This window comes from Planococcus sp. TJ-302, from assembly GCF_058268455.1.
Window position 1 is genome coordinate 1,135,129 of record NZ_JBZDOI010000001.1, and the last position, 26,205, is coordinate 1,161,333.

Sequence of the window (26,205 nt, forward strand, 5' to 3'; positions counted from 1 at the left end):
TCCTCTATCGGCGAAAAAAAATAACGACGATAAAGCTTGCGCTTTACCGCCCATTATCTTTTAGCTTTTATTTATTTACTTCGTCAAAATATTTTTGCGCGCCTGGGTGAATATCGATGCCGATTCCATCCAAAGCTGTTTCGGATTTAATGAATTCAGCTTTTGCGTGCTGGATTTGATCCGTGTTTTCATAAATTGCTTTAGTGATGTTGTAGACAAGATCTTCTGAAAGATCATTTTGAACGACTAGCATAGCCAATACCGAAACCGTCGGCACGTCTTCAGTTAACCCGTAAGTTCCTGATGGCACAGTGTCGTTCGCGTAGTATGGGTATTTTTCAATGAGCTCTGCCGCTTTGTCTTCCGCTACTGGCACAATAACGACGTCCGAAGTAGCGCCCAAGCTTTCAACCGCTCCAGTTGGCGTTCCAGCTGTAATGAAAGCTGCATCGATCTGGCCGGCTTGCAGGCTTTCCTGTGATTCCCCGAAATCCAAGTTCTGTGCATCAATGTCTTCAATGGTCATGCCATGAATTTCAAGTAATTGCTCAGCGTTGATGTATGTTCCTGAACCAGGTGCTCCTACGGAAATCTTCTTGCCGGCTAAATCGTCAAATGTAGCAATTCCTGAGTCCGCAGTTGTGACCAACTGGATTGTTTCCGGATATAGGGCACCGATTGCCGATACGGTATCGATTTTTTCCCCTTCAAACATGTTCGATCCTTCTGCTGCGTAGAATGCCGTATCCGTTTGAACGAATGCGATCTGCGCTCCGCCATCAGCCAAAGCCGTCATGTTCGCCGCTGAAGCCTGGGAAGATTCTGCCGTTGTGTCAATGCCGGTTTCGTTTTCGACGATTGTCGCCATTGCCCCACCAAGTGGATAATAAGTTCCCGTTGTTCCGCCAGTCAAGATGCTTAGGAATTCCGGATCTGCAGACCCTCCTGAACCGCCTTCATCTGCCGTTTCTCCGCCGCCGCAGCCTGCTAAAAAAACTGAACCAGCCAAAGTGATTGCCGCTAAAACCCCAAATTTCTTTTTCTGCATGATTTGACCTCCCCTTCAATAAATTAAATATTTCCAATTAAATGTTTCCAATTATATCTTAACATGACTTTCTATCCAATTGCCATCTGATTTTGAAAATACAGGGCATCGTTAGTCCCGCATGAAGCCTATTAAGTTTCTGCGCCTTCCACATAGTTTTCAGGAGCCGTTTCTTCGGGTGCGATATCTTCAAATGTCAAGCCTTTTTCTTCCAGGTCACGCGTCCGATGTGCGATTCGGGCCGAGGCACAGGCTGCAATGCTGCATACCAAGTCGTCAAGGAAGGTATGGACTTCTTCTCCCACCTTTGAATCGAGCCGGTTGATGATGCCGCCTTTGTTTTTATCGAGGTGTCCGAAAGTAGTCACCGCGATGCTTCCATAAGTAAGAACTGCTCCTAGACCGATCATTTCATCGACGCCGAACAGCCCTTCATCCGATTCAACAATCTGTTGGAGCGGTGCGGACAGTTTTCCTTGTTCAGATAAGACATCCAGTTCGATGCCTACGAGCAAAGCATGCTGCATTTCTCGTTTTTGGAGGACGCTTTCCACTGATTCGGTACAATGCGCCAGTGTAAGTCCAGCATTAAAAGGAAGCTGCATTTCGAGGACGATTTCTGCAATATCTGTTACCGTCACTCCTCTGCTTTTAAGTGCGTCGTGCGCCGCTTTTGTCACTTCTTCTGAATGGACTCTTGAATTTCCACCGTTCATAGAAAAAAACCCCTTTCGTGATCATGAATGCTTACAAGGTGATTATACCAATAGCTGAAGATTATGTTACAATTTTCTTACAGATTTAAAAAGGAGGCATTGGGATGAATAGAGGCACGGTTCAAGACATCTCGCTTTACAGCAACGAATTGCAGGAAGAGATGCAATTATTGATTTATCTTCCAGCAAATTATTCACCATTATATAAATATACTGTCCTGATTGCATCAGACGGCAAAGATTATTTCCAGCTCGGTCGCATTCCGCGCGTCGTGGATGAATTACTGGACAACAAGGAAATTGAGAACATCATAGTTGTCGGTGTTCCTTATAAAAGCGTCGAGGACCGCAACAATAAATACGAGCCTACCGGCAAACAGCATAGCGCCTATTTGCGTTTTCTAGCACACGAGCTTGCCCCTTATCTGGACGAACATTACCCGACGTACCAAGTCGGCATGGGCCGTACCTTGGTTGGCGATTCTTTAGCTGCGACCGTATCACTGAGTGCGGCACTCCGATACCCGAATATTTTTGGCCGGGTCATTCTGCAATCGCCTAAAGTGGGCAAGGAACTTCTTGAATCCGTCGAGAATTTCAAATCAGCCCAGCCTTTCACCGTATACCACGTCATCGGTAAAGGCGAGACTGCTGTAAAATTGACTTCAGGCGGCACCGAAGACTTTGTGGAACCGAACCGGCAGCTGAATCAAATGTTGAAGAATAAAGGATTTTCCATCTTCTATGAAGAATTTGATGGAGACCATACGTGGAAGCACTGGCAACCGGACCTGAGACGGGCACTGGTGCAGAATTTTGGCATGTAGCCAGAATTCACTGTTGCCAAACTTTTTTTGATATAATGATCTATGAACTAATTACTATGGACGAGGAGGTCTTTTTATGAAATATGGTGTTGTTGCATTTCCATCAAAAAAATTGCAAGATGTTGCGAATTCGTATCGCAAGCGTTATGATCCGCATTATGAATCGATCACCCCGCATATTACGCTGAAAGATGCTTTTGAAGCGGATGAAGTACAGATTAAATCAATGACTGAAGAAATGGCCAAAGTCGCTAAGCGCCACAAGCCTTTCTCTATTCATGCAACACGCGTCAGCACTTTTGCACCACTGACGAATACATTGTATTTTAAAGTGGACCCGACGCCGGAGCTTGTTGCCATCCATGAAGATCTGCATTCAGAATTCTTTGGCGGCGCGCCTAAATTTTCATTCGTTCCACATATCACTGTGGCGCAGAAATTATCCGACTCGGAACACGCAGATATTTTTGGCCAATTGAAAATGGTCGGAATCGATCATGAAGAAACTATCGACCGCTTCCACATCCTTTACCAATTGGAAGACGGTTCGTGGACAGTGTATGACACATTCCGCTTAACTGGAGATGAAGTTTAATTGCTGAAAGTTAAAATCGCAGAAACTCCCGCTGAAAAAGAGCAGGCATTTGATGTAAGAAGAAAAGTATTCGTGGAAGAACAAGGTGTACCTTTGCACATCGAAATGGACGAGTACGATGATTCCGCCACTCATTTCGTGGGCTTTAATCTGGAGCAGCCGATTGCAGCTGCACGGATCCGTGAAACCGAGTCGGGCATCGGCAAGATTGAACGCGTCTGTGTACTCCCTGAATACCGCGGACAGCACGTCGGTGTGCTGATGATGAACGAAATGGAAGAGTACGCCAAAACGGCCGGGCTATTCACTTTAAAACTCAATTCGCAATCTTACGCGATCCCTTTTTATGAAAAGCTGGGCTATGATGTCAGTTCACCGGAATTCCTCGATGCGGGCATCCCGCACCGGGCAATGGTGAAAAATTTAATGTAATCGATGCAAAAAAGCAGTTCCGCTGAAAATCGCGGAACTGCTTTTTTCTTTCTATTAAGAAATTCTAGATTATTATGGAACATGAAAGCTAAACTTGCTGCAAGTCTTTTCGTTTTCTAGATATGGATTAAAATAGCCCCGACTCCCACGGGGCTGCTAAGCAATGCAGAAGCATATGGTTTAGCAGGGCTATTATGCTGAATATCGACTAATATAATTTCTTATAAGATATGGTAGCCGCTGTCTACGTGGATTGTTTCTCCGGTGATTCCACGGGACATATCGCTGAATAGGAAGGCTGCTGTATCGCCCACTTCTTCCGGTGTCGTGTTGCGGTGAAGCGGCGCTTTTTCTTCGATTTCGCGAAGGATCGTGTTGAAGTCGCTGACGCCTTTAGAAGACAATGTGCGGATCGGCCCCGAAGAAATCGAATTGACCCGGATGCCTTGGCGCCCTAAATCAGCTGCCAAATAGCGCACGGACATTTCCAGGGAAGCTTTCGCGACGCCCATGATATTGTAATTCGGCATTACGCGTTCGCCGCCGATATAAGTAAGTGCAACGATGCTGCCGCCTTCCGACATCAATTCTTTCGCATAGCGTGCAACGATCGTTAACGAATACGAGCTGATGTTATGCGCTAGCAAAAAGCCGTCGCGTGATGTATCCGAGAAATTCCCTGCTAATTCTTCTGTTTTTGCAAATGCGATGCAATGTGCCAAGCCGTCGATGTTGCCTGCCTGCTCTTTGATTGCAGCAAAGCATTGCTCTACGCTTGAATCGTCGGTAACGTCACATGGCAAAATGATTTCGTGATTGCCATCGAGTGTCGCCACTAAATCGCGCACCGATTTCTCGAAGCGTTCTCCGGCATATGTAAAGATCAAGCGTGCGCCTGATTGGTCCAGTGAACGTGCGATGCCCCAAGCGATGCTCCGTTTGTTGGCGACTCCCATGATCACGTAAGTTTTGCCAGTTAATGATATTGACATTTAAATTCCCCCTGCGCCTATTATTATAACCTGGTACTAATAATACATCATAAAAAAGAAAAGTGCAATTTGCACTTTTCTAGAGTTGATTTAAAAAGGTGGTTGCCAATCCCAGGTAAATCAGGATTGAGATGATGTCGTTCAAGGTAGTGATGAACGGACCTGAAGCAACTGCCGGATCGATTTTCAAACGGTGGATCAATAACGGGATGAACGAACCCGCTAGCGTCGCTACAAAGATCGAACTCATCACTGCAATCCCGACAAGCAGCCCAATCAGCAGCTCGCCTTTCCAGAAATAGACGAGCCCCACGACAAATGCGCCGCAAACGACTCCGGTGATCAAACCGGTGCCCGCTTCCCGCAGCAGCAGTTTCATTTTGCTTTCTTCTTCGATGTCACCAGTCGCAATACCGCGAACAGCAACGGCCAAGGCCTGTGTTCCGCTATTCCCTGCCATTCCGGCAATCAGCGGAATGAACACCGCAAGCAACGCCACTTGATCAAGCGTCTCTTCGAACATGCCCATCAGGTTCGCCGTCAGCATTCCGAGGAAAGTCAGTAGGATGAGCCATGGCAACCTTTTTTTAGCCGCAGTGAGCGGTCCTCTGTCAAACGTATCCATATCAGATACAGCGGCCAGTTTGGAATAATCGTCAGAAGCTTCTTCGTCCAGTACGTCAATGATATCATCGACAGTAATGATGCCTAGAAGATGATCCTGGAAGTCGACAACCGGCATTGCCAGGAAATCGTAATCCTTGATCATGCGTGCGACTTCTTCCTGGTCTTCTCCGACGGAAACGCTGACGACCCGCTCGTTCATAATCGTGCTGATCAATGTGTCTTCATCTGAAATGATAAGGTCGCGCAGCGTCACGATGCCAGACAGCCTGCGGTCCTCATCGACAACAAATAAATAATAGATCGTTTCGGCATTCGGTGCTGCGTTCCGAAGAATATTCATGGCCGACCGGACAGTCGAATTTTTTGGAATTGAAACGAATTCGGTGGTCATGATAGAACCCGCTGTATATTCTTCGTAATGCAGCAAGTCTTTGATCTGCCTTGCCGATTCCTTGTCCATCACAGTCAAATATGTGGCGACTTGTTCTTTGTTCAATTTGTTCAGCACATCAACGGCGTCATCAGTATACATCTCTGATAGCAGATCAGCTGCATAATTCACGTTCATTTCCTTGAAATAATCTTCGTACTCATCATCGTCAAGTTCGATGGCTTCGTAAATGTCCGCCATTTCTTTAGGAGAGAGATACCGATACATCATCTGGCGGATTTCAAGCTCTGCCTTCTCGTAAAACGTCGCCTGGTCATAAGGATGGTGCGACAGGAATTCTTCGCGGAAACTTTCAACGTCTCCTGTTTCAAGAAGGCGGTTCAAAAGCTCTTCGTCCAATTCAGTTTCGTGCTGGGATTTTTCTTCCATCATGTATGCTCCCTCCTTTCTTTCTGGGTAGTCCTTGTTATACCATATAATACGTTACACTATGGTTGAAGATAATCAAGATTTAAGAGGTGAAATTTAATGAAATTTGACATAATCGGCGATATCCATGGCTGCCACAGCGAGCTCCTCCAATTGATCGGGAAATTGGGCTATCAGCAGCATGGCGACGTCTTTATCCATCCAGAAGGGCGCAATTTATCATTTGTTGGTGATGCCATGGACCGCGGCCCCGATTCGCTTAATGTGCTGAAGCTTTTGTTCCGCATGCAAGATGAAGGGCTGCTGTTTTACTCGCCAGGGAATCATTGCAGCAAGCTTTATCGGTATTTCAAAGGCCATTCCGTCCAGATCAGCAATGGCCTGGAGACGACATTAACTGAATGGCAGAGCCTGACGAAAAAAGAGCAGCTTATGTTCCGCACACGCTATATGCAATTCTACGAGAAACTGCCGCTTTTTCAGGATCATCCCCCGCACTTGATTGTCGCGCACGCGGGACTCAAAGAAGAGATGGTCGGCCAGCCGCTGTCAAGAGGCATCGCCAATTTCGTTTTATCCGGCGAAACGACCGGCAATTACCACGCTGACGGGCGGCCTATTCGCCGCGACTGGGCTAGAAATTACGGCGGACGGCCGTGGGTGGTTTATGGCCACACCCCGACCGAGGAGCCTTATATCATCAACCGTACTGCGAATATTGATACCGGCTGCGTTTTCGGCGGTTCATTGACTGCATTGCGGTTCCCAGAGATGGCGATTGTATCGGTTTCTTCACTTCAGCCTTATGTGCCTGAACGATTTTACCGCTTTACCTGAAGCAAAGCCGCCATGTCGTCGTGCAAAAGAGATTCGAAACACATCTTTTCACCAGAAACAGGATGCAGCAATTCGAGCGATCTGCAATGCAGTGCCTGGCGCTCGATAATGCTTCGTGTCCCGCCGTACAAATCGTCGCCGATAAGGGGATGGCCGATATGCGACAAGTGGACCCGGATTTGGTGCGTGCGCCCTGTATTCAATTGCAGGCGCAGGTGGCTGAAATCCCCGAAATCATGCAACACTTCCACCGCAGTCTCGGCGAACTTCCCATCCTGTCTTACTTCCCGTTCGATGATGCTGCCATCTTTTCGGCCAATCGGTTCGGTGATCAGGAAATCTTCCCGCACTACCGTGCCATGGACAAAAGCCTCATACTGCCGCTTCATTCTCTTGCTTTGCTGTTGTAGCGACAGCATATGGTGGATGTGGCGGTTTTTTGCAATGCACACGAGACCCGAAGTGTCGCGGTCAAGCCGGGTTGCAATATGAAGCGTTGCCGGAATGCCATTGTCTTCAAAATGCTGGGCGACATAATTGGCCAAGCTGCCACCTGGATGTTCACGCGAAGGAATCGTATTCTGCAGCGCCGGTTTGTCAACGATCAAAAGCGCTTCATCTTCATGAACGATCCTTAGCGGACCAGGCTCTGCCTTCAAGCCGCCGCCAAGCTCTTCAAGCGGAAAAATAACGGTCACGGCATCGCCCTTTTCCACGATGTGCCGGACCGTTACTTCAACGCCATTGACCAGTATCAGGCCGCCGCCGTATTTAACCGATGCCAATGTGCGCTTGGAAATACCCCAATCGCTCAGTGCCTCTCTCAACATGCCGTTTTCTTTTGCGGCGTAGGTTAATTGAAATGGATTAAGTTGTTTCACTTTTATACCTCACTATCGATAAATGAATCATGTACCCTTTTCCAAAACGGAAACGCCCGGAACCGTGCAAATCTGACTTTTTCATCCGCAACTCTGTATTCAATCGATTTTACATCTTTGTGGAGCAATTGCAAATGGTCCACAGTGACCATGAAGTCTGGGGCCTTGACTGGGCGCAGCGCACAGCGGTGATGTGACGGAAGCACAAGCGGAGAGCCCACTGTCCGGAACACACGGTTGTTGATCGACGCCATTTCCGTCAATTGCATCGCTTCGAGCGACGGGTGGATGATTGCGCCTCCTAATGCTTTATTATATGCCGTACTGCCAGACGGTGTGGACATGCACAGACCGTCTCCGCGGAAACGCTCAAAATGGCTTTCATTCAGAAACACGTCCATGACAAGCGTGACGTCCGGGGACTTCACAGTCGACTCGTTCAACGCCAGATACACAGCCGGCTCATTTTTGTTTTGGTAATGGATGCTGACTTCCACTAAAGGATATTCAATGACTTCATATTCCTTTTTAGCGATTGACAACACCAGTTTTTCAATTTCGATCGGCTTCCAATCTGCGTAAAAGCCCAGATGGCCTGTGTGGATGCCGACAAACGCGACAGAAGAAATCTGATCGCGGTATTTATGGAAAGCGTGCAGCAATGTGCCGTCGCCGCCGATTGATAACACGACATCCGGCGACTCCTCGTTCCATTCCATGCCGAAATCCTGCAGGTAGGCGCGGGCTGTCGCCATCAAATCGTTTGAAAGTTCATCGCTTCTGGATTGAATATAAAATTTCATAGGCTTTTTTTCCCTCCTTGGCGGTCTGTTGGAAAATGGGTGCTCGCTGCGTCCTTAAATTCCGTGAAATAAGCTTGTGCATCTTGAATTTCATCTCGGATCTGCGACATCTCCTCATCCAGCTGGAACGCTGCTTCGGCTGCACGCTGCAGCCGGATTTTAATTTCTTCCGGGAAGACGCCTTTGTATTTATAATTTAATGAATGCTCAATTGACGCCCAGAAATTCATTGCTAATGTCCGAATTTGGATTTCAGCAAGAATGAGCTTTTCGCCTTTAATGGTCTGAACAGGGTATTCGACGATGACGTGATACGAACGGTAACCGCTCTGCTTTTCGTGGGAAATATAATCCTTTTCCTCCACTATGCGCAAATCATTGCGCTGGCGCAGCAGCCCGACAACTGTTTCAATATCGCCGACAAACTGACACATCATCCGCAATCCAGCTATATCCTGCAATTGATGCGCTAAATCATCTGAAGGCTCGAATGGAATGCCTTTTTCAAGCGTCTTGTCGTAAATGCTTGCGAGCGGTTTGACGCGCCCGGTTACAAACTCTATCGGGGAATTCGAATTATCCGTTTCAAATTGCTGGCGCATCCCTTTGAATTTTATCTTCAATTCATCTACCGCCTGTTTATAAGGTGCTAAAAAACGATCCCATTGACCCATGCTGTATCCACTCCAATTCTTTCTATGCTCGTGAAGCCAAGGCTTCTTGAAATGCTTTTTCAACGGCTGAGCTGAATGCACCACCGTAATTGTCGTTACCTTCTATATTCTCCAAGAGCATCCACAATTCCTCGTGGTATGAAGCTAAAGGCATGATTTGCTTACCCCATTGAAGCAGTGGCACTTCCTTGCGCTGCAAAGCGGCAAGCATCGCTGGCCATAAAGGTTCCTTAAAATGCATATAGATATAATCAGTGCCTGTATCCAATAAATAGACAAAAGCGTGGCCTTCCGAATCCGCGATCATGCGGCCCGAAGCTTCCAATGCTTCAAAAGGCTCCTGTGCTTCCACTATGAATTGAATCCCTTCATCTGAAATAATTCCGTTCTGGACTTCTACAAGTTTACGCAATGGAATTCTCCCTTTCCTGCTGTTAATATATAGTGATATTTTAACACAGCTCTCGCATTCGTTGCAGTTACACCCGGATTATCTCATAATAGATCATACGAGAGAGGTGCTGCGACATGTCAAAAGAACTTGAAATTGAATTCAAAAATATGCTTGAAAAAGAAGAATACGAAAAATTGGCCACGCATTATGGATTTTCAGAAAGTGATGCAAAAACGCAGGAAAACTTTTATTTCGATACCCCTGATTTCCAGTTGAAAAACCTGAAATGTGCGTTGCGGATACGAAAAAAACATGACGGCTTTGAATGCACGCTAAAAACTCCGGCTGCCCATGGCCATTTCGAAACTACCGATGCCCTGACGGGAGAGCAGGCAGCAGCCATGATCGAGGGGCATGCTTTTGAAGCACCTGAAGTCTGCGCCGCTTTGGCAGAGTTATCCATATCCTTGGATGCCCTCCAATTGATTGGCGCATTGACCACCCACCGCATGGAATTGGAAACAGATGATGGGCTGCTGGTGCTTGACCATTCCGAGTATGCCGGAACGGAAGACTACGAAATCGAATTTGAAGTAAAAGAGGCAGCAGCAGGTGAAAAAAAATTCTACGATTTACTGGAAAGCCATAGCATTCCTGTGCGCCATGCCGATAAAAAAATAGCTCGATTTATGGCCGCTGCAGAGCGCCGTCAGCAAGCAAGACATTAAGCGAACGGACGTTTCCACATTTCCCCAAGTAGTCTATATTGTTTGAGAAAATCCCACTCCGTTGTTAGAATGAATTTACAGCTAAAGCAAAGGAGACACAATAATGACTGGAAAACCGATTATTCCGTACGAAGAAATTGGTGCGGAACGCTTGTCTCAACTAGTCGACGCATTTTATGCCCGCGTCGCCAGGCATCCAAAGCTGCAGCCTATATTTCCTAGCGACTTAACTGATACAGCAAGAAAACAAAAACAATTTTTGACCCAATATTTAGGGGGCCCGAACATCTACTCTGAAGAACATGGGCATCCCCGCCTGAAAGCGCGCCACCACCCTTTTCCAATAACTCCAGACAGAGCACAGGCATGGCTTGAATGCATGCATGAAGCAATGGATGAAGTAGGCTTGGAAGGAAAGTTTCGGGAAGTCTTCTTTCAGCGGCTTGTTTTGACCGCTCATCATATGGTGAACGAGCGCGACAGCGAGGAGGAATTAGAGTGAACGATTTGGATTTAGCTTTACCGTCAGACGTCCACACTAAGACGTCTAAACCGATGGAATTATATGTTTTTCTTGACCCCTTGAATCCGGTATGCTGGGAACTCCAAGCGATCATCCGTAAATTGCAAATCGAATACGGCCATTATTTTTCAATGCGTTTTGTCATCAGCACACAATTATTCAGCTTAAACAAAGCCGGTGCTGCGCCGGTCATCGACACGGACCGCTTGTCCCATCCGGTATTGGCATCCGTTGCCGTTAAAGCTGCTGAGCTGCAAGGCAAGCGGGCAGGCAACCGCTTCCTCCACAAATTGCAGGAATACTTGCTGCTCCAGACAAAAGACGTGTCTTCTTATTCGATTTTGCTGGAAATTGCAGAAGAGTCTCAGCTGGACCCGGAAGAATTCCAAAAAGATTTTCACTCTGTCCATACGGCCAAAGCGTTCCAATGTGATTTGCACATCACACGGGAAATGGAAATCGACGAAGTACCAAGCATTGTTTTTTTCAACGATTGCATAGAAGACGAAGGCGTAAAAGTATCCGGACTTTATACTTACGATGTTTACCAAGCCATTATGCAAGAAATGTTAGGCGACAAAAACTTAAACCGCCAACCGCCGCCATCACTCGATGAGCTATTCCTGAAATATTCCACAATGGCGACAAAGGAAGTGGCTTCTATTTATAATATTTCCGAACAAACCGCTGAATGCGAATTAAAGAAAAAAGTCCTTCAGCAAAAATTAGACCGGATCACTTTGCCAAACCAAACTCTTTGGACCTTAAAATAACAGCCACTGGAATTGAGCGAACTTCTAACATACAAAAAAAGCGGAGCTGAACCCCAAATGGGATTCAGCTCCGCTTTTTCAAATAAACGATGAAAGGCGCCTTCCACGTCCGGAAGGCGCCTTTCCATATTACACAAAGGGGATGGGAGAAATGTTCACGCTCAAACAAAGGGGTGTATGTTTGTATGTGATTTATTTCACAACCTAACTTTATCACGGAATAATAGTTAATGCAATAATTCACAAAGACTTTCACAAATTTGTCATATTGTATAGATTAGGTTAGCTACTATATAAGTTGAACCACGGCTGATAGATCATTGATACTTCGCAAAACAACAAAATTACATGAGCTTTTTTCTTATTATGTGCTTATCCAGCGTTTGAGCGTCAAGAGCTAGGCATGGGAATTGCCAATTGGAAATTGGACCATTTCCCTTGCTTCGAAGCTAGCGCAGCGATGCAACGCACTTTCATGTCTCGAAGCTAGCGCAGCGATGCAGAGACAGAGACAGGGATAGAAACAATCATCTTTACTCTGCGCGAAGCGATGTTCAATGATTTACTATATTTAATTCAATTTATAGCTTGTTACACTCTAAAGAAACAAAGATTTTAATAAAAATTACTATTTCAGAAAAACAAAAAAACCGGAAGCCGCTTTGTAATTGCAGCTTCCGGTTTTCGTTTATTTTTTCAGTAAAAGCTTTTCAAGTTCGTTTAATTTCTCTTCAAAAACCTTGCATGCTTCTTCGACCGGCTGTGGCGATGCCATGTCCACGCCTGCTTTTTTCAAGACTTCAATCGCATAATCTGAGCTTCCTGCTTTAAGGAATTCATTGATGTAGCGGTCTATAGCGGGTTGGCCTTCTTCAAGGATGCCTTTGGTAAGCGCAGTGGCTGCGCTGAAGCCGGTTGCGTATTGGAAAACATAATAATTATAGTAGAAGTGTGGAATGCGCGACCATTCCAAACCGATTTCTTCATCCACCGCGACTTCTTCACCGTAGTATTTTTGATTTAATTCATAATATACTTCCGTCAGGCGATCAGCTGTCAGCGCTTCGCCCTCTTGGTCCATTTTATGGATCAAGTGCTCGAACTCCGCAAACATCGTCTGGCGGAATACAGTTCCCCGGAAGCCGTCAAGCCAGTGGTTGAGAAGATAAATGCGCTCTTGGTCGTCTTCTGTCGTTTTCACCAGATAATCATTAAGGAGCGCTTCGTTTGTCGTTGAAGCCACTTCTGCAACAAATATTGAATAATCACCGTAGACATAAGGCTGCGCTGCCCGCGTGTAATAGCTATGAACACTATGGCCAAACTCATGCGCAAGCGTGAACAAATTGTCGACGTTATCTTGCCAATTCATGAGGATATAGGGATTCGTGCCATAAGCTCCCGAGGAATAGGCGCCACTGCGCTTTCCTTTATTCTCTTTGACGTCCACCCACCGGCTGTTGATGCCTTTTTCAACAATGCCTGTATATTCCTCACCTAAAGCTTCAAGGCCTTTAAGCATTGTCTCCGTCGCTTTTTCGTACGGAAACTCCATCTTCACTTCTTTAACCAGCGGCGTGTACATATCCCACATATGGACTTGATCCAAGCCCAATACTTCTTTGCGCAAAGCTGCATAGCGGTGAAGCAGGTGGAGATTGTTGTTGACTGTTTCCACCAAGCTGTCGTATACGCTTTCCGGTATATGGTCATCCGCCAATGCTGCTTCACGCGCGGAGCTGAATTTGCGGATACGGGCATTTACGTTATCACGCTTGATATTTCCAGCAAGTGTCGATGCGAACGTATTGCGGAATTTGCCGTAAGTGGCGTATACCGCTTTGAACGCATCTTCTCTTACTCGGCGGTCCGGGTTTTCCAAAAAGCGGCTGTAATTGCCATGAGTGATGCGGACTTTTTCGCCTTTTTCATTTTCGATTTCCGGAAATTCCAAATCGGCGTTGTTCAGCATGCCGAACGTTTCGGAAGACGCGCTGACGACTTCGGACAACTGCGCCAGCAAAGCTTCCTGCTCAGCAGGCAGCACATGCGGGCGATGGGCATTCAACTCATCGAGTGCGTGCTTGTAAAGTTTAAGTCCATCATGCTCTTCCGCATAGCCGGCCAATACAGCTTCATCAAGGCTTAGAATTTCCGGCGTCAGGAATGAGAGGCCAGTCGAAACTTTCGCGTAAAGTGATTTGATGCGGCTATCCATCGCCTGGTATGTAGAATTCGTGGTGTCCTGGTCATAGCGCATATGAGCATACGTGTATAACTTTTGTAAACGTTGAATCAATTCGTCTTTATAGGTAAATGCTCCATAGAGAGCTTCCGCTCCTTCACCTAGTGTACCTTGGAAAGATGACGATTTCTCTGCAAGTTTAGCCACTTCCTTGAATTCCTGTTCCCAAGCTTCATCGGCAGCGAAAATGTCTTCTAATTTCCATGTTAATTCTACAGGAACTTCTTCCCGCAATAATAATGTATCAGCCATTCCCTTTTCCTCCTTTGTCCTACTTATTCAGATGTCGAACTACACTCCATTTTCTCAATTTTCACCCATTTTTGCAATAGTGAGCATATAATACCTCCATTAATTTTCCATTATCGGGCTCTTCTCCCGTTATCTTGCTGTATATACGTGCGTAATCTTCCAGTAGCGCCAGCGCCTCTACATCCACAGTTCCAGTTGAGAGCTTGATAATTCCCTTGTCAATGAGCGTTGCAAGCGGCACTTTATTGCGAATGGCTTTGATGACGCGCATTTGCCAAATTACAGGACGCTCCTCAAAAAGTCTTGCAGCACCTAAAGGCACGCCGATGATTGCCGGCAGCTCGAGCCGATTGAGTTTCAACTCATACGCCAAGAGCCAAAAAGGATTTTGATGCCGTAGTTTCGCGTATTGCTGCGAACGGACGAAAGCATCCCGTTGCGCCGCCGACAGCTGAAAAATCGCTTTGTACTCTTCAAACACCAATTTTTTGGGCACTGCGAAAGGGTATTGTTGAGCCTTTGCAGGCAGTGACTTCAGCTTGGCCGCCCAGCGGTTTCCGCCAATCCAAAAAAGACCAGAGGCGTACGTGAACACGTTTGTTTCCGGACAGAAGGACAAGAGATAGTCGATTCCGTTAGTGCGCCTGGCCATCGCCCATTCATATTGCTTGATGCGGATGAGTTGAATACCGTCTCTCTGTTGCAGTCGTGCACCTAAGATCCACAGCGGTTCAATGGCAATGGACTGGTAACCTTCAGTCCTTGATCTAACCTGGCCGGCCGAAATGGGGCTGCACTGGAATTCAATGGCCGTAGTTTGGCCGACAAACAGATCTGCCCGCTGTTTGATGGCAGGAAGATATTTTTCGAGTTCAGTAGGGAGGTTTAAACGTGAGAAGAATTCTTGGAGCTGCAATTTGCCGTGCAAATGCAAAGGGGTTTCCGGTTCGCTGAAGGCATCGCAATCAGCAAGGGATCGATGTGCAAAATGGGGGATTTTCACTTCACCGGCTTTCAGCACTAAATCAGCACTACAGCCAGGACAAAAATATTGCTGCTTTCTAAGAGCGGCTAACTCTTCAGTTCTAAAATTTTGTGCCAATGAAACCAATTTGTTTAAGCTGTTCAACGCGATTAATATGGCGCTCACTCTCCTTTTGTTGATTGTAGTCAAACAACGAAGGTTAAGCAATATCTTCTTTTATTAGATTGAAATGGCTACATTTGGCTAGAGGCAAAGAAATAAAAAAAAAAGATCTCCTCAACAGGAGATCTTTAGCCGAAATAATGCAAAACGTTCGGCAATGCGTCTTCTTTAAAAATCGGTTTTCCGTATTCTTCCAAACGATGGATAGTCAACGGAGATGCAGTCAAATATTCGCTAATGATGCTGATATAATTTTTGACATCTTCTTCGCTATGAAGCAAGTCATCAAAACTTATATAAAGATAGTACTTGTTCTCGAAATGGTAAATGGCTGATTCAATCGGCACATATTCAAGCCGGCGTGCTAGAGGCACCAAATCCTCTACTTGCAAGACATTAAATGTATAGTCCATTTTCTTTAAATCCGGCTCTTCAAATACCGGTTCAAACTCATCGAATTCCGGTGCAACAGCATCTTCACTTCCGAATAATTTACGTCTTTCTTCTATATCATCAGGCAGATCGAGCTTTTGGCCATCTTTAGTAAGCTGAGCTCGCGTAACTGTCACTTCCAGCCCTTTATCCATCGCTTGCACTTGAATCCATAATGGGCCTTCCATAACAAAATCTGCTTCTTCATTAACTTCGTCCATCATTTCCCAAAAAAGCTCTTCGCTTTTATCCCGGTTAAACCAAATTTCATCACGGCTAAAACCTCGTTCTTCAACATCTAGATAGGAAATGTAAAATTTTACTGTGTTGTCATTAATTCTTTCGATCTCCATTTTACACCTCTCCTTTCGAAATGGACTAAGAGGATCGTCCTAATAGGCCGTGCAATGATGCTAGCCCTATTATAGCCTTTTTCCTGGTGAATGAGAAAACTTATGCCTGTATATAGGTTCTTCAGGTACGTAAGATTTTAGTCGATTCAAACGATAAATGCAAATAGTTGAGACTGCTTAAAATATAAAGAAAACTGCCCGGGATCTATTATGAATTGTCATAAAGACCGGGCAGCAAGTTAAATCATGTTCAGTTAACCATACGCTGAGCTTCGAGCAATTGGTACGCTCTGACTTTACGAGGAAGGAAGCGACGAATTTCATCTTCATTGTATCCGACCTGTAAGCGTTTTTCGTCCATGATAATCGGGCGGCGAAGCAAACCAGGATATTCTTGGATCAATTCATACAAGCGCTGAAGAGGAAGGCTTTCGACATCCACATTCAGTTTTTGGAATATTTTAGAACGGGTCGAGATAATTTCATCTGTACCGTCTTCGGTCATTCTAAGAATCTCTTTGATTTCGCTGATTGTCAGCGGCTCAGAGAAGATATTGCGTTCTGTATATGGAATATCGTGTTCTTCCAGCCACGCTTTTGCTTTTCGGCAAGACGTACAGCTTGGAGAAGTAAATAGTGTAACCATCATGGTGAAGCACTTCCTTTCGGATTCAAGTTAATTCGATGAATGATTATTAAATTAGAATCACTATAATGTAGAAGCTTTACATTCATTATACAACATTTGATTTCTAATGGATATACTGTTGTTAAAAAAATATGCCGAAAGCTTATATATTGTCACATAATCGCTATATAATATCTGATTACCATTAACTTATATATAACAATAATTTACCCGCCCTCGTCCACTTTAAACCCTGTTATCAAAAAAAGTATTCTCAATTGCAATTGCCCTTTGAAAACAAGTTTTCACTTTTCTTGCTCTTATTATAACGTTTCAGCTAGCAGAAAGTTTCAAAAACAAAACCTCCAACGTTAACCGTTGGAGGTTTTAAAGTTTTATGGTGTGTAGTCGACTCCTTGGGAATAGGTATTTCCAGCATTCCAAAGCAAAAACTCGTTAATGCCGTTATCGTTTAGCGCTTTTATCTGCGCTTGGACTTCGGCTTTGCCATAATTCTTATAGTTTCCTGCTCCTAGATAGGATGCTGTGAAATCTTGCAGCCAAGGACGTGAAACCGGGGCTGTTTTTAATTCAGCCAATTTCTTGTTTTCCATTTTGGCGTATTCCGATACTAGTTTATACGGTTCTAGATCCGGTTTCGGAATGCCGAAATACGCGGTCCAATGGCTAGGATAAATCATTGAAGAAATGACATCGACGTTTTCGGATATTTTCCCGAAATTCTGGCCAATGCCAGGCGCTTCAGCAAGCGTTGCCGAATAGCCGAAAATATCGACAGAAACCTCTACATCGTATGGTTTCAATTGTTCTCGTGCATACGCCACAAAATCCGTTACAGCGCTTACACGGCTTTGTACAGGGTCTTGAGAAGAATCGCCGTACTCACCCATTGAATAGTCCAATACATCCGCACGGTTTTCGAAGCCTTCGGGAAATCGCACATAGTCAAACTGAATTTCTTTAAACCCAAGTTTTGCAGCTTCAATTGCAATTTGTACATTGTAATCCCAAACTTCTTTTAGAAAAGGATTGACGAAAGATTCCCCGCGCCCATTCTTCCACACTGCGCCATTATCAACGAATGACAACTCCGGCCGCTTTTCTGCAAGGATGGAATCTTTAAAGACCACTACGCGTGCAATCGGGTAAATTTGCTTTTCTTCAAGCCTTTCCAGAACGGCTCTAGGATCTTTGATAAACGGTTTACCAATATCCATAGCGGCCAAATCTGTTCCCTCTTTAGGCATATAAGTCAAATGCCCCAGATCTTCTTTAATGTCAATTACCATCGCATTCAACTCCGTCTTATCGACAAAATCGACCAATCTTTCAAAGCGTTCACCACCTGCTGAATTGCCTGTGACAAATATGCCGCGTACAGCATCCGGGTATTCAAAATTCAATCCTGAGTCAAATCGATATAATGCTGAAGTTGTCAAAAGTTCCATATTAAATTCTGTGCCTTTATAGCTGCGTGGTGTGAACTTCGGCGATGCATCGTCTTCAGCTGCCGCCACTGGAGTCCCCAATAAAGAACTCATCAATAACACGCTAACAATTGCCCATTTCTTTTTAATCATGTTGCACCTGCTTTCTTTCTATTCTTCTATTCCAATTTTATCATTATTTAGGTAAATAGAAAGAAAAAAAACAACGATGCCATATATAGGCATCGCTGTTTAAAATTTTTCATCTTACGGCTACTGACGCTTTTAACGCTTCAAACTCTGAAGTCGAACATTGAACGAAATGGCCAGGCGTTATTTCTCTCATTTGCACATCATCTTTTTCTGTGTAATTATGCGACGCTGGATCGTAAGATTTACGGACCCGGTTGCGTTCATAATTCGGATCCGGAAGCGGGATCGCAGACAATAGGGATTGTGTGTATGGATGCATCGGGTTGTTGTACAAATCTTCCGCAGGCGCCAATTCGACCAATTTCCCAAAGTACATGACTCCGATGCGGTCTGAAATGTATTTGACCATTGAAAGGTCATGCGCGATGAAAAGATAAGTCAAACCCTTTTTTTCCTGCAATTCTTTCAGCAAGTTGACTACCTGTGCTTGAATCGAAACATCCAATGCAGAGATCGGCTCATCAGCGATGATGAAATCCGGATCTACTGCTAGGGCACGCGCGATTCCAAGACGCTGGCGCTGTCCGCCTGAGAATTCATGTGGATAGCGGTTGGCGTGCTCTTTGTTCAAGCCGACCGTTTCCAATAATTCAAAAACCATTTGTTTGCGTTCCGCCCCGTTTTTTGCCAAGCCATGGATGTCGATTCCTTCAGCAATGATGTCCATGACTTTCATGCGCGGGTTCAATGAAGCATAAGGATCTTGGAAAATCATCTGCATTTTGCGGTTGAATTTCTTTAGATCTTTTTTAGACTTTTTGCCGTGGACGTTTTCACCTTCATAAAAAACATCGCCGGAAGTTGCATCATATAAACGGATGATCGAACGGCCGGTTGTGGATTTACCACAACCGGATTCGCCGACCAAGCCCAAAGTTTCGCCTTTATAGATATCAAAGCTGATATCGTCAACTGCTTTGACCTCGTTGGCTTTGCCGATGTTGAAATGCTGTTTCAGGTTTTTGATTTCCAATAACTTTTCAGCCATTATACAGCTCCTCCTTCATAATATCTGCTTCCCGGAAATTTCTTCATCCGTTCGATGACAGATAACGGCGGCTCTACTCTCGGAGCGTCCGGATGCAAGAGCCAAGTGGCCGCTTGATGGGTTTCGCTCACCTTAAAGAATGGAGGGTTTTGTTCCATGTCGATTTGCAATGCGTATTCACTGCGAAGTGCAAACGCATCGCCTTTTGGAGGTGCCAATAAGTCTGGCGGCGTCCCTGGAATTGCATACAGTTTCGATTCTGCAGTATCCAATGACGGCATGGAGCTTAGTAATCCCCATGTATAAGGATGCTGTGGATTGTAAAAGATTTCATCGACAGTGCCGATTTCAACAATCTTACCACCATACATTACAGCAACTCGATCAGCTACATTTGCCACTACACCAAGATCGTGTGTGATGAAGATAATCGAAGTATCGATTTTTTTCTGCAGATCTTTCATTAATTCCAAAATCTGTGCTTGAATCGTAACATCCAATGCCGTTGTCGGCTCATCCGCAATCAGAATCTGCGGGTTGCAGGCCAAGGAAATCGCAATAACGATTCGCTGGCGTTGGCCTCCTGAAAATTGGTGAGGATATTGTTTCATCCGCAGCTCTGGTTTCGGCATACCTACAAGGCGTAAAAGGTCGATTGCCACTTTTTTCGCTTCTGATTTACTGATTTTTTGGTGCTTTAAAATCGGTTCAGTGATTTGGCGGCCGATTGGCATGGTCGGATTTAAAGAAGTCATTGGATCCTGGAAAATCATCGAAATGTCTTTTCCACGGATTTTCTGCATTTCTTTATCGGTAAGTTTCGTCAAGTCGCGTCCGTCAAACAAGATTTCGCCGTTTTTGAAAACAGCTGATTGTTCAGGCAGCAAGCGCATGATGGATTTTGTCGTTACCGATTTACCGGAACCCGACTCCCCCACAATCGCCAAAGTCTCACCTTTATATAGATCGAAGTTTACTCCCCGAATCGCTTTTACTTCCCCGTTAAAAGTATTGAAGGAAAGCTCGAGGTCTTTTACTTGTAAGATTTTCTTCATTTTAAACTTTCCTCCTTAATCTTTCATCTTAGGATCTAGCGCATCACGCAAGCCGTCACCGATCAAGTTAAAGCAGATCATGATCAAACTCAAGAGAATTGCTGGGAACGCTAAGATATGCGGCTGGAATTGAAGCAGCTTATAGCCGTCGTTGATCAACGTTCCAAGAGACGCATCCGGTGCTTGAAGGCCCAGACCGATAAAGCTCAAGAAGGCTTCGAAGAAGATGGCACCTGGAATCGTAAACATTGTATTGATGATGATAATGCCCAGAACGTTAGGCATCAAATGTTTCCAGATGATATGAGAGTCACTGGCACCTAAAGTTCGTGAAGCAAGAACAAATTCTTGGTTCTTGTATTTTAGGACTTGCCCACGGACGACTCGTGACATCCCGGTCCATCCGGTTATCGTCAAGGCGATGATAATTGCTAAAATACCCGGGTCCATGATCAGAATGAAAAGGATTACCACAACAAGGTTTGGTATACCCGTTAAAATTTCGACAATACGCTGCATAAAATCGTCAATACGGCCACCGAAATAGCCGGAAATCCCGCCGTAGATGACGCCGATCAGCATATCAATCGCTGCTGCGACAAAGGCGATGAACAAGGACACTTGCGTCCCTTTCCAAAGGCGTGAGAACATATCGCGGCCAAGGCCGTCAGTGCCGAACCAATAATTCACTTCGACATTTTTCAAGTCATAGATATCAACATCTTTGCCACCTAAATTGCCATGTCCATCAAGGATGCCCAAATTCTCCATGACCGGAATTTTAGGCGGCAAGTTAGCATGTGTGATTGTTTGCGCGTTTGGTTCGTAAGGGCTGATCATCGGTCCCACGAAAGACATGATGACAATTAGCGTGAAAAGGACGATGCTGAATATCGCTCCTTTGTTTTTTCGCAGGCGAAGCCATGCATCCTGCCAAAAGCTCATGCTCGGTTTTGATATGCGTTCAGCTTGATTTGCATCAACCGTTATACGCTCGAACGAGCCTTTCGGCAAATTTTCTAGATTTTGTGTCATTAGTTTTTACCTCCTGAAAGACGGATCCGAGGATCGATGATGCCATATAGAATATCCACTATTAAAATGACGACAATCAAGAATACTGAAAAGAAAATCGTCGTGCCCATAATAATAGAGAAGTCATTAACCATAATGGATTTCACGAATTGTTCACCTATTCCTGGAATCGCAAAGATCTGCTCCACAACCAGTGAACCGGTCAAAATGCCGACTGCCATTGGCCCAAGAACGGTTACCAAGGGAATCAATGCATTACGGAAAGCATGTTTGAATGCGACTTCAAATCCGCTTGACCCTTTTGCTTTTGCAAGAGTAATATAATCCGAGCTTAAGACTTCAATCATTTCTGTTCGGATGAAACGCGCTGCAGTTGCCAACGGGAACATCGCCAATGCGATCGATGGCAGGACACTGGACATAAAGCCTTCTTTCCAGAGCGCAACCGGGAACCATTCCAGCTTAACGCCGAACCAGTATTGGAGAAGTGAAGCGAAAACGAAAGACGGTATCGATATTCCGATAATCGCTACCAACGTACTGGAATAATCCACCCACGTGTTTTGCCTCAATGCGGCAACCATGCCGAGGAGCACCCCAATAAATGTGCCTAGAACCATGCCTTGGAAACCGATTTGTGCAGATGGGCCCATGCGGCTCAAAATCAAGTCTGTAACATTGGCGCCTTTAAATTGGTTGATCGAGATGCCTAGGTCGCCTTGTACTAAACCGAACATATAGTCGAAATACTGAACTGGAAGAGGTTCGTTCAAACCATACCTCGCTTCGACAACCGCTCTTTGTTCAGGAGATAGTTTACTTGCGGAAGCAATAGGGGATCCTGGTAAAATTTTCATTAAGAAAAATGTGAATGTAGCAATCAGTGCTAAAGTGATTACCATATAAATCAATCGTTTTCCGATATATCTTGCCATGTTGCACCTCCAAGAAGATTAGATCTATTTTACATGGGCCATGAACATCTACAAATGGGTGCCATGTTCTTTTCATTAGTTAGCTGAAAATGGTCAATTTTCAGTGAATTTTCATACATTAGAAAAGAGAGTATATCGAACAAACTTATACGATATACTCTCTTACTATTTGTTTTTCACAGTGGCCAGTTTACAGAATTATTCTTTGCCTGATACGAATGCCCATTTGTAGCTATAATCTCCACCGAATGGGTGAGAAACGATACCTTGAACATATGGTTTTTGAAGTGACATAACACCGCGTTGGTAAATTGGCGCGATAGCAGCGTCATCTTCGATCAAGATTTTTTCAGCTTTAGCCATTGCATCCCAACGACCAGCAAGGTCTTGAGACAATTCGCCTTTAGCTTGTTCAATCAATTTGTCAAACTCAGGGTTAGAGTAAGACATCAAGTTGTGTGAAGAACCAGTTACGAACAAATCGATGAATGTCATTGGATCCTGGTAATCAGGGCCCCATCCAGAGTTTTGGATATCGTAATCTTGCGCCTCATCAAGTTCTAAACGAACGTTGAATGGTACAGCTTTCAGGTTTACAGTCAAACCTTCAAGATTTGCTTCAAGTTGTGCTTTCAAGTACTCATCCATTTTCTTAGCAAGCTCAGAGTCTCCGCCAAGCAATTCAAGAGTAACTTCAGTTTCGCCAAGTTCTTCTAAGCCAGTAGCCCAGAATTTTTTAGCTTCTTCAGCATTGAATTCGTTCATGTCGCCGTTTACTTCACGGAAATCCGCGCCGCTCTCGTCGAAAGTGAATTCAGTTGGTACTAAGTAGTTAGCTGGAAGTGATCCGTTAGCCAATACTACGTCAGTTAAATCTTGTTTGTTGAACGCCAACGAAAGTGCACGGCGGATGTTTTCGTTCGCAAGTGGAGTTTTTTCACCATTGCGTTCTTGGTTGAATTTCAAGTAGAAAAGAGTTGGTTCAAGTTCTTTGATAACTTCTGCATCATCAGCGTATTGCATAGCGTACTCGCCTGAAAGGCCAGCGCGATCTTTTTCGCCTGAAGTGTAAAGGTTAACTGCAGTACCTGGCTCTTTAACTACGTCAACATTGATTTTTTCAAGTTGAACTGTTTCAGCATCCCAGTACTCAGCATTTTTTTCCATTGACCATTTAAGTCCAGTGCCATCCCAGTTAGTCAAGACGAAAGGACCGTTTGAAAGTAAGTTGTCTGAGTTAGACGCGTAAGCATCGCCTTTTTCAGTAACGAAAGCTTCATTTTGCGGGTAGAAAGTTCCGAAAGCCATTAATGACATGAAGTAAGGAACTGGGCGCTCAAGAGTAACTACTAGAGTTTTCTCATCAGTAGCTTCGATTCCTAGTTCAGCTTTGTCCATTTTGCCTTCAGAGATTGCTGTAGCGTTTTTGATCGTTCCAGCCATCATGTATGGACCATAAGGTGATCCAGTAGCCGGGTCGATCGCGCGCTGCCATGAGAAAACGAAATCTTGCGCTGTAACTGGTGTACCATTAGACCAGTTTGCATCACGCAATTTGAACGTGTAAGTCAAGCCGTCTTCGCTGACTTCTGGTTCGCCTTCAGCTAGAGCTGGCTCAGCAACGTTTTCTTGGTTCAAGCGGAACAAACCTTCGTTAACGTTGTTCAAGATGTTGAATGCTACAGAATCTTCAGCGATAGCTGAGTCCATTGAAGGAATTTCTGCGCCTTCCATCAAGTTAAGTTCTTGTACTGCATCTGGTTCTCCTGCAGCAGGTGCTTCAGTAGTCGTTCCTTCTTCTTTTTTCTCTGGTGTTTCAGATCCTTCTTCGCTTCCGCCGCCACATGCAGCTAAAAATGCGCTTAGAACTAAAACTAGGCTCATTAGCCAAAATAACTTGCTGTTCTTCACGTACGTGACCCCCTTAAGTTTTCTGAAAAATTGGTACACTGTTAATTATACATATTCTTTTTTCCTTGTACAGCGTTTTTTTTAACCAGATTACAATCTGATGACAGCAAGATGTCAAAGAAAAGTCGTGAAGTAGCGTGAATATTGGGTTTGTAAGCGTTTACTAAGGAAAAATTTATCATTTTTTTTTGATTTTTTTTTGGAAATCTTCTACACTATATTAGAACTGAGGTGCAAAAAAATGAAAAAATCTTTTATCGGTATATTAATAATTCAATTTCTAATCTTATTGACCATGACTTTTAGAAGTGATCCATTCTCTCTTTTATCCTACATTAATACTTCTTTCATCTATGGAGGGGTATTGGTTTTCATCGGTTTATGGGTTTTTGTGATTAGAACCGGTGTATTCGATATCTTCACGATGAGTATGCGGAAAGTGTTTAAAGGAAAGTCGACGCTTGAAGACGACGAGATGAGGCTCCCTTCGCAAACAATGGCTTTCTCCAGCTCCCCTTTGTTGATCATCGGCGGAACTACGCTGCTCGTTATGGGAATCTGTTTGCTGATTTATATGTTGTAGATATTGCGCTGAATTTCTTCTTTGGTTTATAATGGATGAATATATGAAGCTGTGATAAAGAGTAGTAAATGGTCTTCCTTCTATAATAGAGAGCCTGTGGTTGGTGGAAACAGGCGAAGGATGCCATTGAATGGACTTTTGAGCTGAAACGGTGAAGCAACGTAGCCGTTTCCGTGTTCTTCACGTTATGAAGAAGAGTGGCCGGAAACGGCAACTAGGGTGGTACCGCGGAAAAACACATCATTCGTCCCTTTATGCAGGGATGTGTGCTGTGTTTTTTTATTTTGAGGAGGAATTGTCGATGAAAAAGATTTTTTCAGGCGTACAGCCTACCGGTACAGTGACTTTAGGAAACTATATCGGCGCATTTAAACAATTTACGGACCTTCAAGACGAGTATGATTGCATATTTTGCATCGTCGACCAACATGCCATCACGATGCCGCAGGACAGTAAAGAGCTGCGGAGGAACATCAAGTCCTTGGCGGCATTGTACCTTGCAGCCGGCATCGATCCGGAGAAAGTGACCCTGTTCATTCAGTCGGAAGTTCCAGCACACGCCCAAGCGGGATGGATGATGCAATGCATCTCGACTATCGGGGAACTTGAACGCATGACTCAGTACAAAGATAAATCAGCTAAAAACACTTCTGTCTTGGCTGGACTATTGACGTATCCCCCACTAATGGCGGCTGATATCCTGTTGTACCAAACGGATATTGTCCCTGTCGGGGATGACCAGAAGCAACATATCGAATTGACACGCGATCTGGCAGAGCGGTTCAACCGCAAATTTAATGATATTTTTACGATTCCAGAAATCCGCGTCCCGAAGAATGGCGCACGCATCATGTCGTTGCAGGACCCAACGAAAAAGATGAGCAAGTCCGACACCAATAAAAAAGCGGTTATTACATTGCTGGATGATCTGAAAACGATAGAAAAGAAAATTAAGAGCGCAGTTACCGATTCCGAAGGCATCGTCAACTACGATCCAATCAATAAACCGGGAGTAGCAAATCTATTGACCATTGAAGCTGCATTGACCGGTGAAACCATTGACAGCCTGGTTGCTAAATATGAAGGCTCCGGCTACGGGGATTTCAAATCTTCTGTCGCCAAAGCAGTTACAGAACATTTGGCCCCGATACAAGAGCGGTATGCTGCATTGATCGACTCAGATGAACTGGACAAAGTTCTTGATGCTGGCGCAGAAAAAGCCAATGCCCTGGCAAATAATACATTAAAGAAAATGGAAAATGCCATGGGCCTTGGCCGTAAAAGAAAATAAAACAAAAAGGGCTGCAGGG

At 44.7% G+C, this 26,205-nt stretch carries 27 protein-coding genes and 1 other annotated feature; of the genes, 9 read left to right on the forward strand and 18 right to left on the reverse strand.

All coding sequences use genetic code 11. The features are described from left to right. Positions 1 to 67: 67 nt before the first annotated feature. Both AC4EHB_RS05795 and AC4EHB_RS05800 read right to left on the reverse strand, forming a co-directional pair. A complete protein-coding gene (locus AC4EHB_RS05795) occupies positions 68 to 1,048 on the reverse strand; it encodes a TAXI family TRAP transporter solute-binding subunit (protein WP_490974619.1) in 981 nt (326 codons plus the stop codon). A gap of 131 nt (positions 1,049 to 1,179) precedes the next feature. Beyond that, on the reverse strand, positions 1,180 to 1,764 hold the full coding sequence (locus tag AC4EHB_RS05800) for a phosphatidylglycerophosphatase A family protein (protein ID WP_490974620.1): 585 nt from the start codon (positions 1,762 to 1,764) through the stop codon (positions 1,180 to 1,182). A gap of 104 nt (positions 1,765 to 1,868) precedes the next feature. On the opposite strand from AC4EHB_RS05800, the gene AC4EHB_RS05805 reads away from it, so the two are divergent. The 3 genes from AC4EHB_RS05805 (at position 1,869) to AC4EHB_RS05815 (ending at position 3,618) form a co-directional block, all read left to right on the forward strand. After that, complete coding sequence (locus AC4EHB_RS05805) at positions 1,869 to 2,591, forward strand: alpha/beta hydrolase (RefSeq protein WP_490974621.1); 723 nt, start codon at positions 1,869 to 1,871, stop codon at positions 2,589 to 2,591. Between the two features lie 76 nt (positions 2,592 to 2,667). Then, a complete protein-coding gene (locus tag AC4EHB_RS05810; protein WP_490974622.1) occupies positions 2,668 to 3,186 on the forward strand; it encodes a YjcG family protein in 519 nt (172 codons plus the stop codon). Continuing rightward, positions 3,187 to 3,618 carry a GNAT family N-acetyltransferase gene (locus AC4EHB_RS05815; protein WP_490974623.1) on the forward strand — a complete coding sequence of 144 codons (432 nt, stop codon included), beginning with the start codon at positions 3,187 to 3,189 and terminating at the stop codon, positions 3,616 to 3,618. It begins immediately after the preceding gene. Positions 3,619 to 3,839: 221 nt separating this feature from the next. On the opposite strand, the gene fabI is transcribed toward AC4EHB_RS05815, so the two are convergent. Together fabI and mgtE are read right to left on the reverse strand one after the other, a co-directional pair. Then, the gene (fabI, locus tag AC4EHB_RS05820; RefSeq protein ID WP_490980897.1) at positions 3,840 to 4,610 is read right to left on the reverse strand and encodes an enoyl-ACP reductase FabI; all 771 of its coding nucleotides are present in this window, start codon (positions 4,608 to 4,610) and stop codon (positions 3,840 to 3,842) included. Between the two features lie 79 nt (positions 4,611 to 4,689). Beyond that, on the reverse strand, positions 4,690 to 6,060 hold the full coding sequence (gene mgtE, locus AC4EHB_RS05825; RefSeq protein ID WP_490980898.1) for a magnesium transporter: 1,371 nt from the start codon (positions 6,058 to 6,060) through the stop codon (positions 4,690 to 4,692). A 96-nt stretch (positions 6,061 to 6,156) separates the two neighbouring features. Here mgtE and prpE point away from each other — a divergent pair, with 96 nt between their 5' ends. Beyond that, positions 6,157 to 6,894: a bis(5'-nucleosyl)-tetraphosphatase PrpE gene (gene prpE, locus AC4EHB_RS05830; protein ID WP_490974626.1), complete on the forward strand. Its 738-nt coding sequence runs from the start codon at positions 6,157 to 6,159 to the stop codon at positions 6,892 to 6,894. Here prpE and AC4EHB_RS05835 read toward each other — a convergent pair. From AC4EHB_RS05835 to AC4EHB_RS05850, 4 genes are read right to left on the reverse strand one after another with little or no spacing between them, the layout of a single operon-like run. Continuing rightward, positions 6,879 to 7,724 carry an RluA family pseudouridine synthase gene (locus tag AC4EHB_RS05835; RefSeq protein ID WP_490975626.1) on the reverse strand — a complete coding sequence of 282 codons (846 nt, stop codon included), beginning with the start codon at positions 7,722 to 7,724 and terminating at the stop codon, positions 6,879 to 6,881. The two genes, prpE and AC4EHB_RS05835, sit on opposite strands and share 16 nt — an antisense overlap. Before the next feature lie 53 nt (positions 7,725 to 7,777). Beyond that, positions 7,778 to 8,578: an NAD kinase gene (locus tag AC4EHB_RS05840; RefSeq protein ID WP_490974627.1), complete on the reverse strand. Its 801-nt coding sequence runs from the start codon at positions 8,576 to 8,578 to the stop codon at positions 7,778 to 7,780. Continuing rightward, positions 8,575 to 9,252, reverse strand: coding sequence for a GTP diphosphokinase (yjbM, locus tag AC4EHB_RS05845; protein WP_490980899.1), 678 nt, complete (start codon positions 9,250 to 9,252; stop codon positions 8,575 to 8,577). The genes AC4EHB_RS05840 and yjbM overlap by 4 nt, the downstream gene beginning before the upstream one ends. A gap of 22 nt (positions 9,253 to 9,274) precedes the next feature. Beyond that, complete coding sequence (locus AC4EHB_RS05850; RefSeq protein WP_490974629.1) at positions 9,275 to 9,664, reverse strand: UPF0738 family protein; 390 nt, start codon at positions 9,662 to 9,664, stop codon at positions 9,275 to 9,277. A 116-nt stretch (positions 9,665 to 9,780) separates the two neighbouring features. On the opposite strand from AC4EHB_RS05850, the gene AC4EHB_RS05855 reads away from it, so the two are divergent. From AC4EHB_RS05855 to AC4EHB_RS05865, 3 genes are all read left to right on the forward strand, one after another. Beyond that, positions 9,781 to 10,374 (forward strand): CYTH domain-containing protein, encoded by a 594-nt coding sequence (locus tag AC4EHB_RS05855; RefSeq protein ID WP_490980900.1) that lies wholly within the window; start codon positions 9,781 to 9,783, stop codon positions 10,372 to 10,374. Positions 10,375 to 10,477: 103 nt separating this feature from the next. Continuing rightward, on the forward strand, positions 10,478 to 10,876 hold the full coding sequence (locus tag AC4EHB_RS05860; RefSeq protein WP_490974631.1) for a globin domain-containing protein: 399 nt from the start codon (positions 10,478 to 10,480) through the stop codon (positions 10,874 to 10,876). Then, a complete protein-coding gene (locus AC4EHB_RS05865; protein ID WP_490974632.1) occupies positions 10,873 to 11,670 on the forward strand; it encodes a ClpXP adapter SpxH family protein in 798 nt (265 codons plus the stop codon). Before AC4EHB_RS05860 ends, AC4EHB_RS05865 begins: the two co-directional genes overlap by 4 nt. Positions 11,671 to 12,358: 688 nt before the next feature. Here AC4EHB_RS05865 and pepF read toward each other — a convergent pair. The 10 genes from pepF to AC4EHB_RS05915 all read right to left on the reverse strand — a co-directional run bounded on the left by pepF (position 12,359) and on the right by AC4EHB_RS05915 (position 24,312). After that, positions 12,359 to 14,167: an oligoendopeptidase F gene (gene pepF / locus AC4EHB_RS05870; RefSeq protein ID WP_490974633.1), complete on the reverse strand. Its 1,809-nt coding sequence runs from the start codon at positions 14,165 to 14,167 to the stop codon at positions 12,359 to 12,361. A 61-nt stretch (positions 14,168 to 14,228) separates the two neighbouring features. After that, complete coding sequence (locus AC4EHB_RS05875; RefSeq protein WP_490980901.1) at positions 14,229 to 15,317, reverse strand: competence protein CoiA; 1,089 nt, start codon at positions 15,315 to 15,317, stop codon at positions 14,229 to 14,231. Between the two features lie 125 nt (positions 15,318 to 15,442). Further along, positions 15,443 to 16,099, reverse strand: a complete 657-nt coding sequence (gene mecA / locus AC4EHB_RS05880; RefSeq protein ID WP_490974635.1) for an adaptor protein MecA — start codon at positions 16,097 to 16,099, stop codon at positions 15,443 to 15,445. Between the two features lie 250 nt (positions 16,100 to 16,349). After that, positions 16,350 to 16,745 carry a transcriptional regulator SpxA gene (gene spxA, locus AC4EHB_RS05885; RefSeq protein WP_175580282.1) on the reverse strand — a complete coding sequence of 132 codons (396 nt, stop codon included), beginning with the start codon at positions 16,743 to 16,745 and terminating at the stop codon, positions 16,350 to 16,352. Between the two features lie 377 nt (positions 16,746 to 17,122). Next, on the reverse strand, positions 17,123 to 18,328 hold the full coding sequence (locus AC4EHB_RS05890) for a putative glycoside hydrolase (protein WP_490980902.1): 1,206 nt from the start codon (positions 18,326 to 18,328) through the stop codon (positions 17,123 to 17,125). Between the two features lie 109 nt (positions 18,329 to 18,437). Then, positions 18,438 to 19,376 (reverse strand): ABC transporter ATP-binding protein, encoded by a 939-nt coding sequence (locus AC4EHB_RS05895; RefSeq protein ID WP_490974637.1) that lies wholly within the window; start codon positions 19,374 to 19,376, stop codon positions 18,438 to 18,440. Further along, complete coding sequence (locus AC4EHB_RS05900; protein ID WP_490974638.1) at positions 19,376 to 20,431, reverse strand: ABC transporter ATP-binding protein; 1,056 nt, start codon at positions 20,429 to 20,431, stop codon at positions 19,376 to 19,378. Before AC4EHB_RS05900 ends, AC4EHB_RS05895 begins: the two co-directional genes overlap by 1 nt. 15 nt (positions 20,432 to 20,446) lie before the next feature. Continuing rightward, positions 20,447 to 21,466: an oligopeptide ABC transporter permease gene (gene opp3C, locus AC4EHB_RS05905; RefSeq protein WP_490980903.1), complete on the reverse strand. Its 1,020-nt coding sequence runs from the start codon at positions 21,464 to 21,466 to the stop codon at positions 20,447 to 20,449. Continuing rightward, positions 21,466 to 22,401 (reverse strand): oligopeptide ABC transporter permease, encoded by a 936-nt coding sequence (opp3b, locus tag AC4EHB_RS05910; RefSeq protein WP_490974640.1) that lies wholly within the window; start codon positions 22,399 to 22,401, stop codon positions 21,466 to 21,468. The genes opp3C and opp3b overlap by 1 nt, the downstream gene beginning before the upstream one ends. Positions 22,402 to 22,599: 198 nt before the next feature. Continuing rightward, positions 22,600 to 24,312, reverse strand: a complete 1,713-nt coding sequence (locus tag AC4EHB_RS05915) for a peptide ABC transporter substrate-binding protein (RefSeq protein WP_490980904.1) — start codon at positions 24,310 to 24,312, stop codon at positions 22,600 to 22,602. A gap of 241 nt (positions 24,313 to 24,553) precedes the next feature. Here AC4EHB_RS05915 and AC4EHB_RS05920 point away from each other — a divergent pair, with 241 nt between their 5' ends. Both AC4EHB_RS05920 and trpS read left to right on the forward strand, forming a co-directional pair. Beyond that, complete coding sequence (locus AC4EHB_RS05920; protein ID WP_490980905.1) at positions 24,554 to 24,895, forward strand: DUF3899 domain-containing protein; 342 nt, start codon at positions 24,554 to 24,556, stop codon at positions 24,893 to 24,895. A gap of 42 nt (positions 24,896 to 24,937) precedes the next feature. Further along, positions 24,938 to 25,150: a binding site (T-box leader), on the forward strand. 46 nt (positions 25,151 to 25,196) lie between these two features. Beyond that, complete coding sequence (gene trpS / locus AC4EHB_RS05925) at positions 25,197 to 26,186, forward strand: tryptophan--tRNA ligase (RefSeq protein ID WP_490980906.1); 990 nt, start codon at positions 25,197 to 25,199, stop codon at positions 26,184 to 26,186. Positions 26,187 to 26,205: the final 19 nt, after the last annotated feature.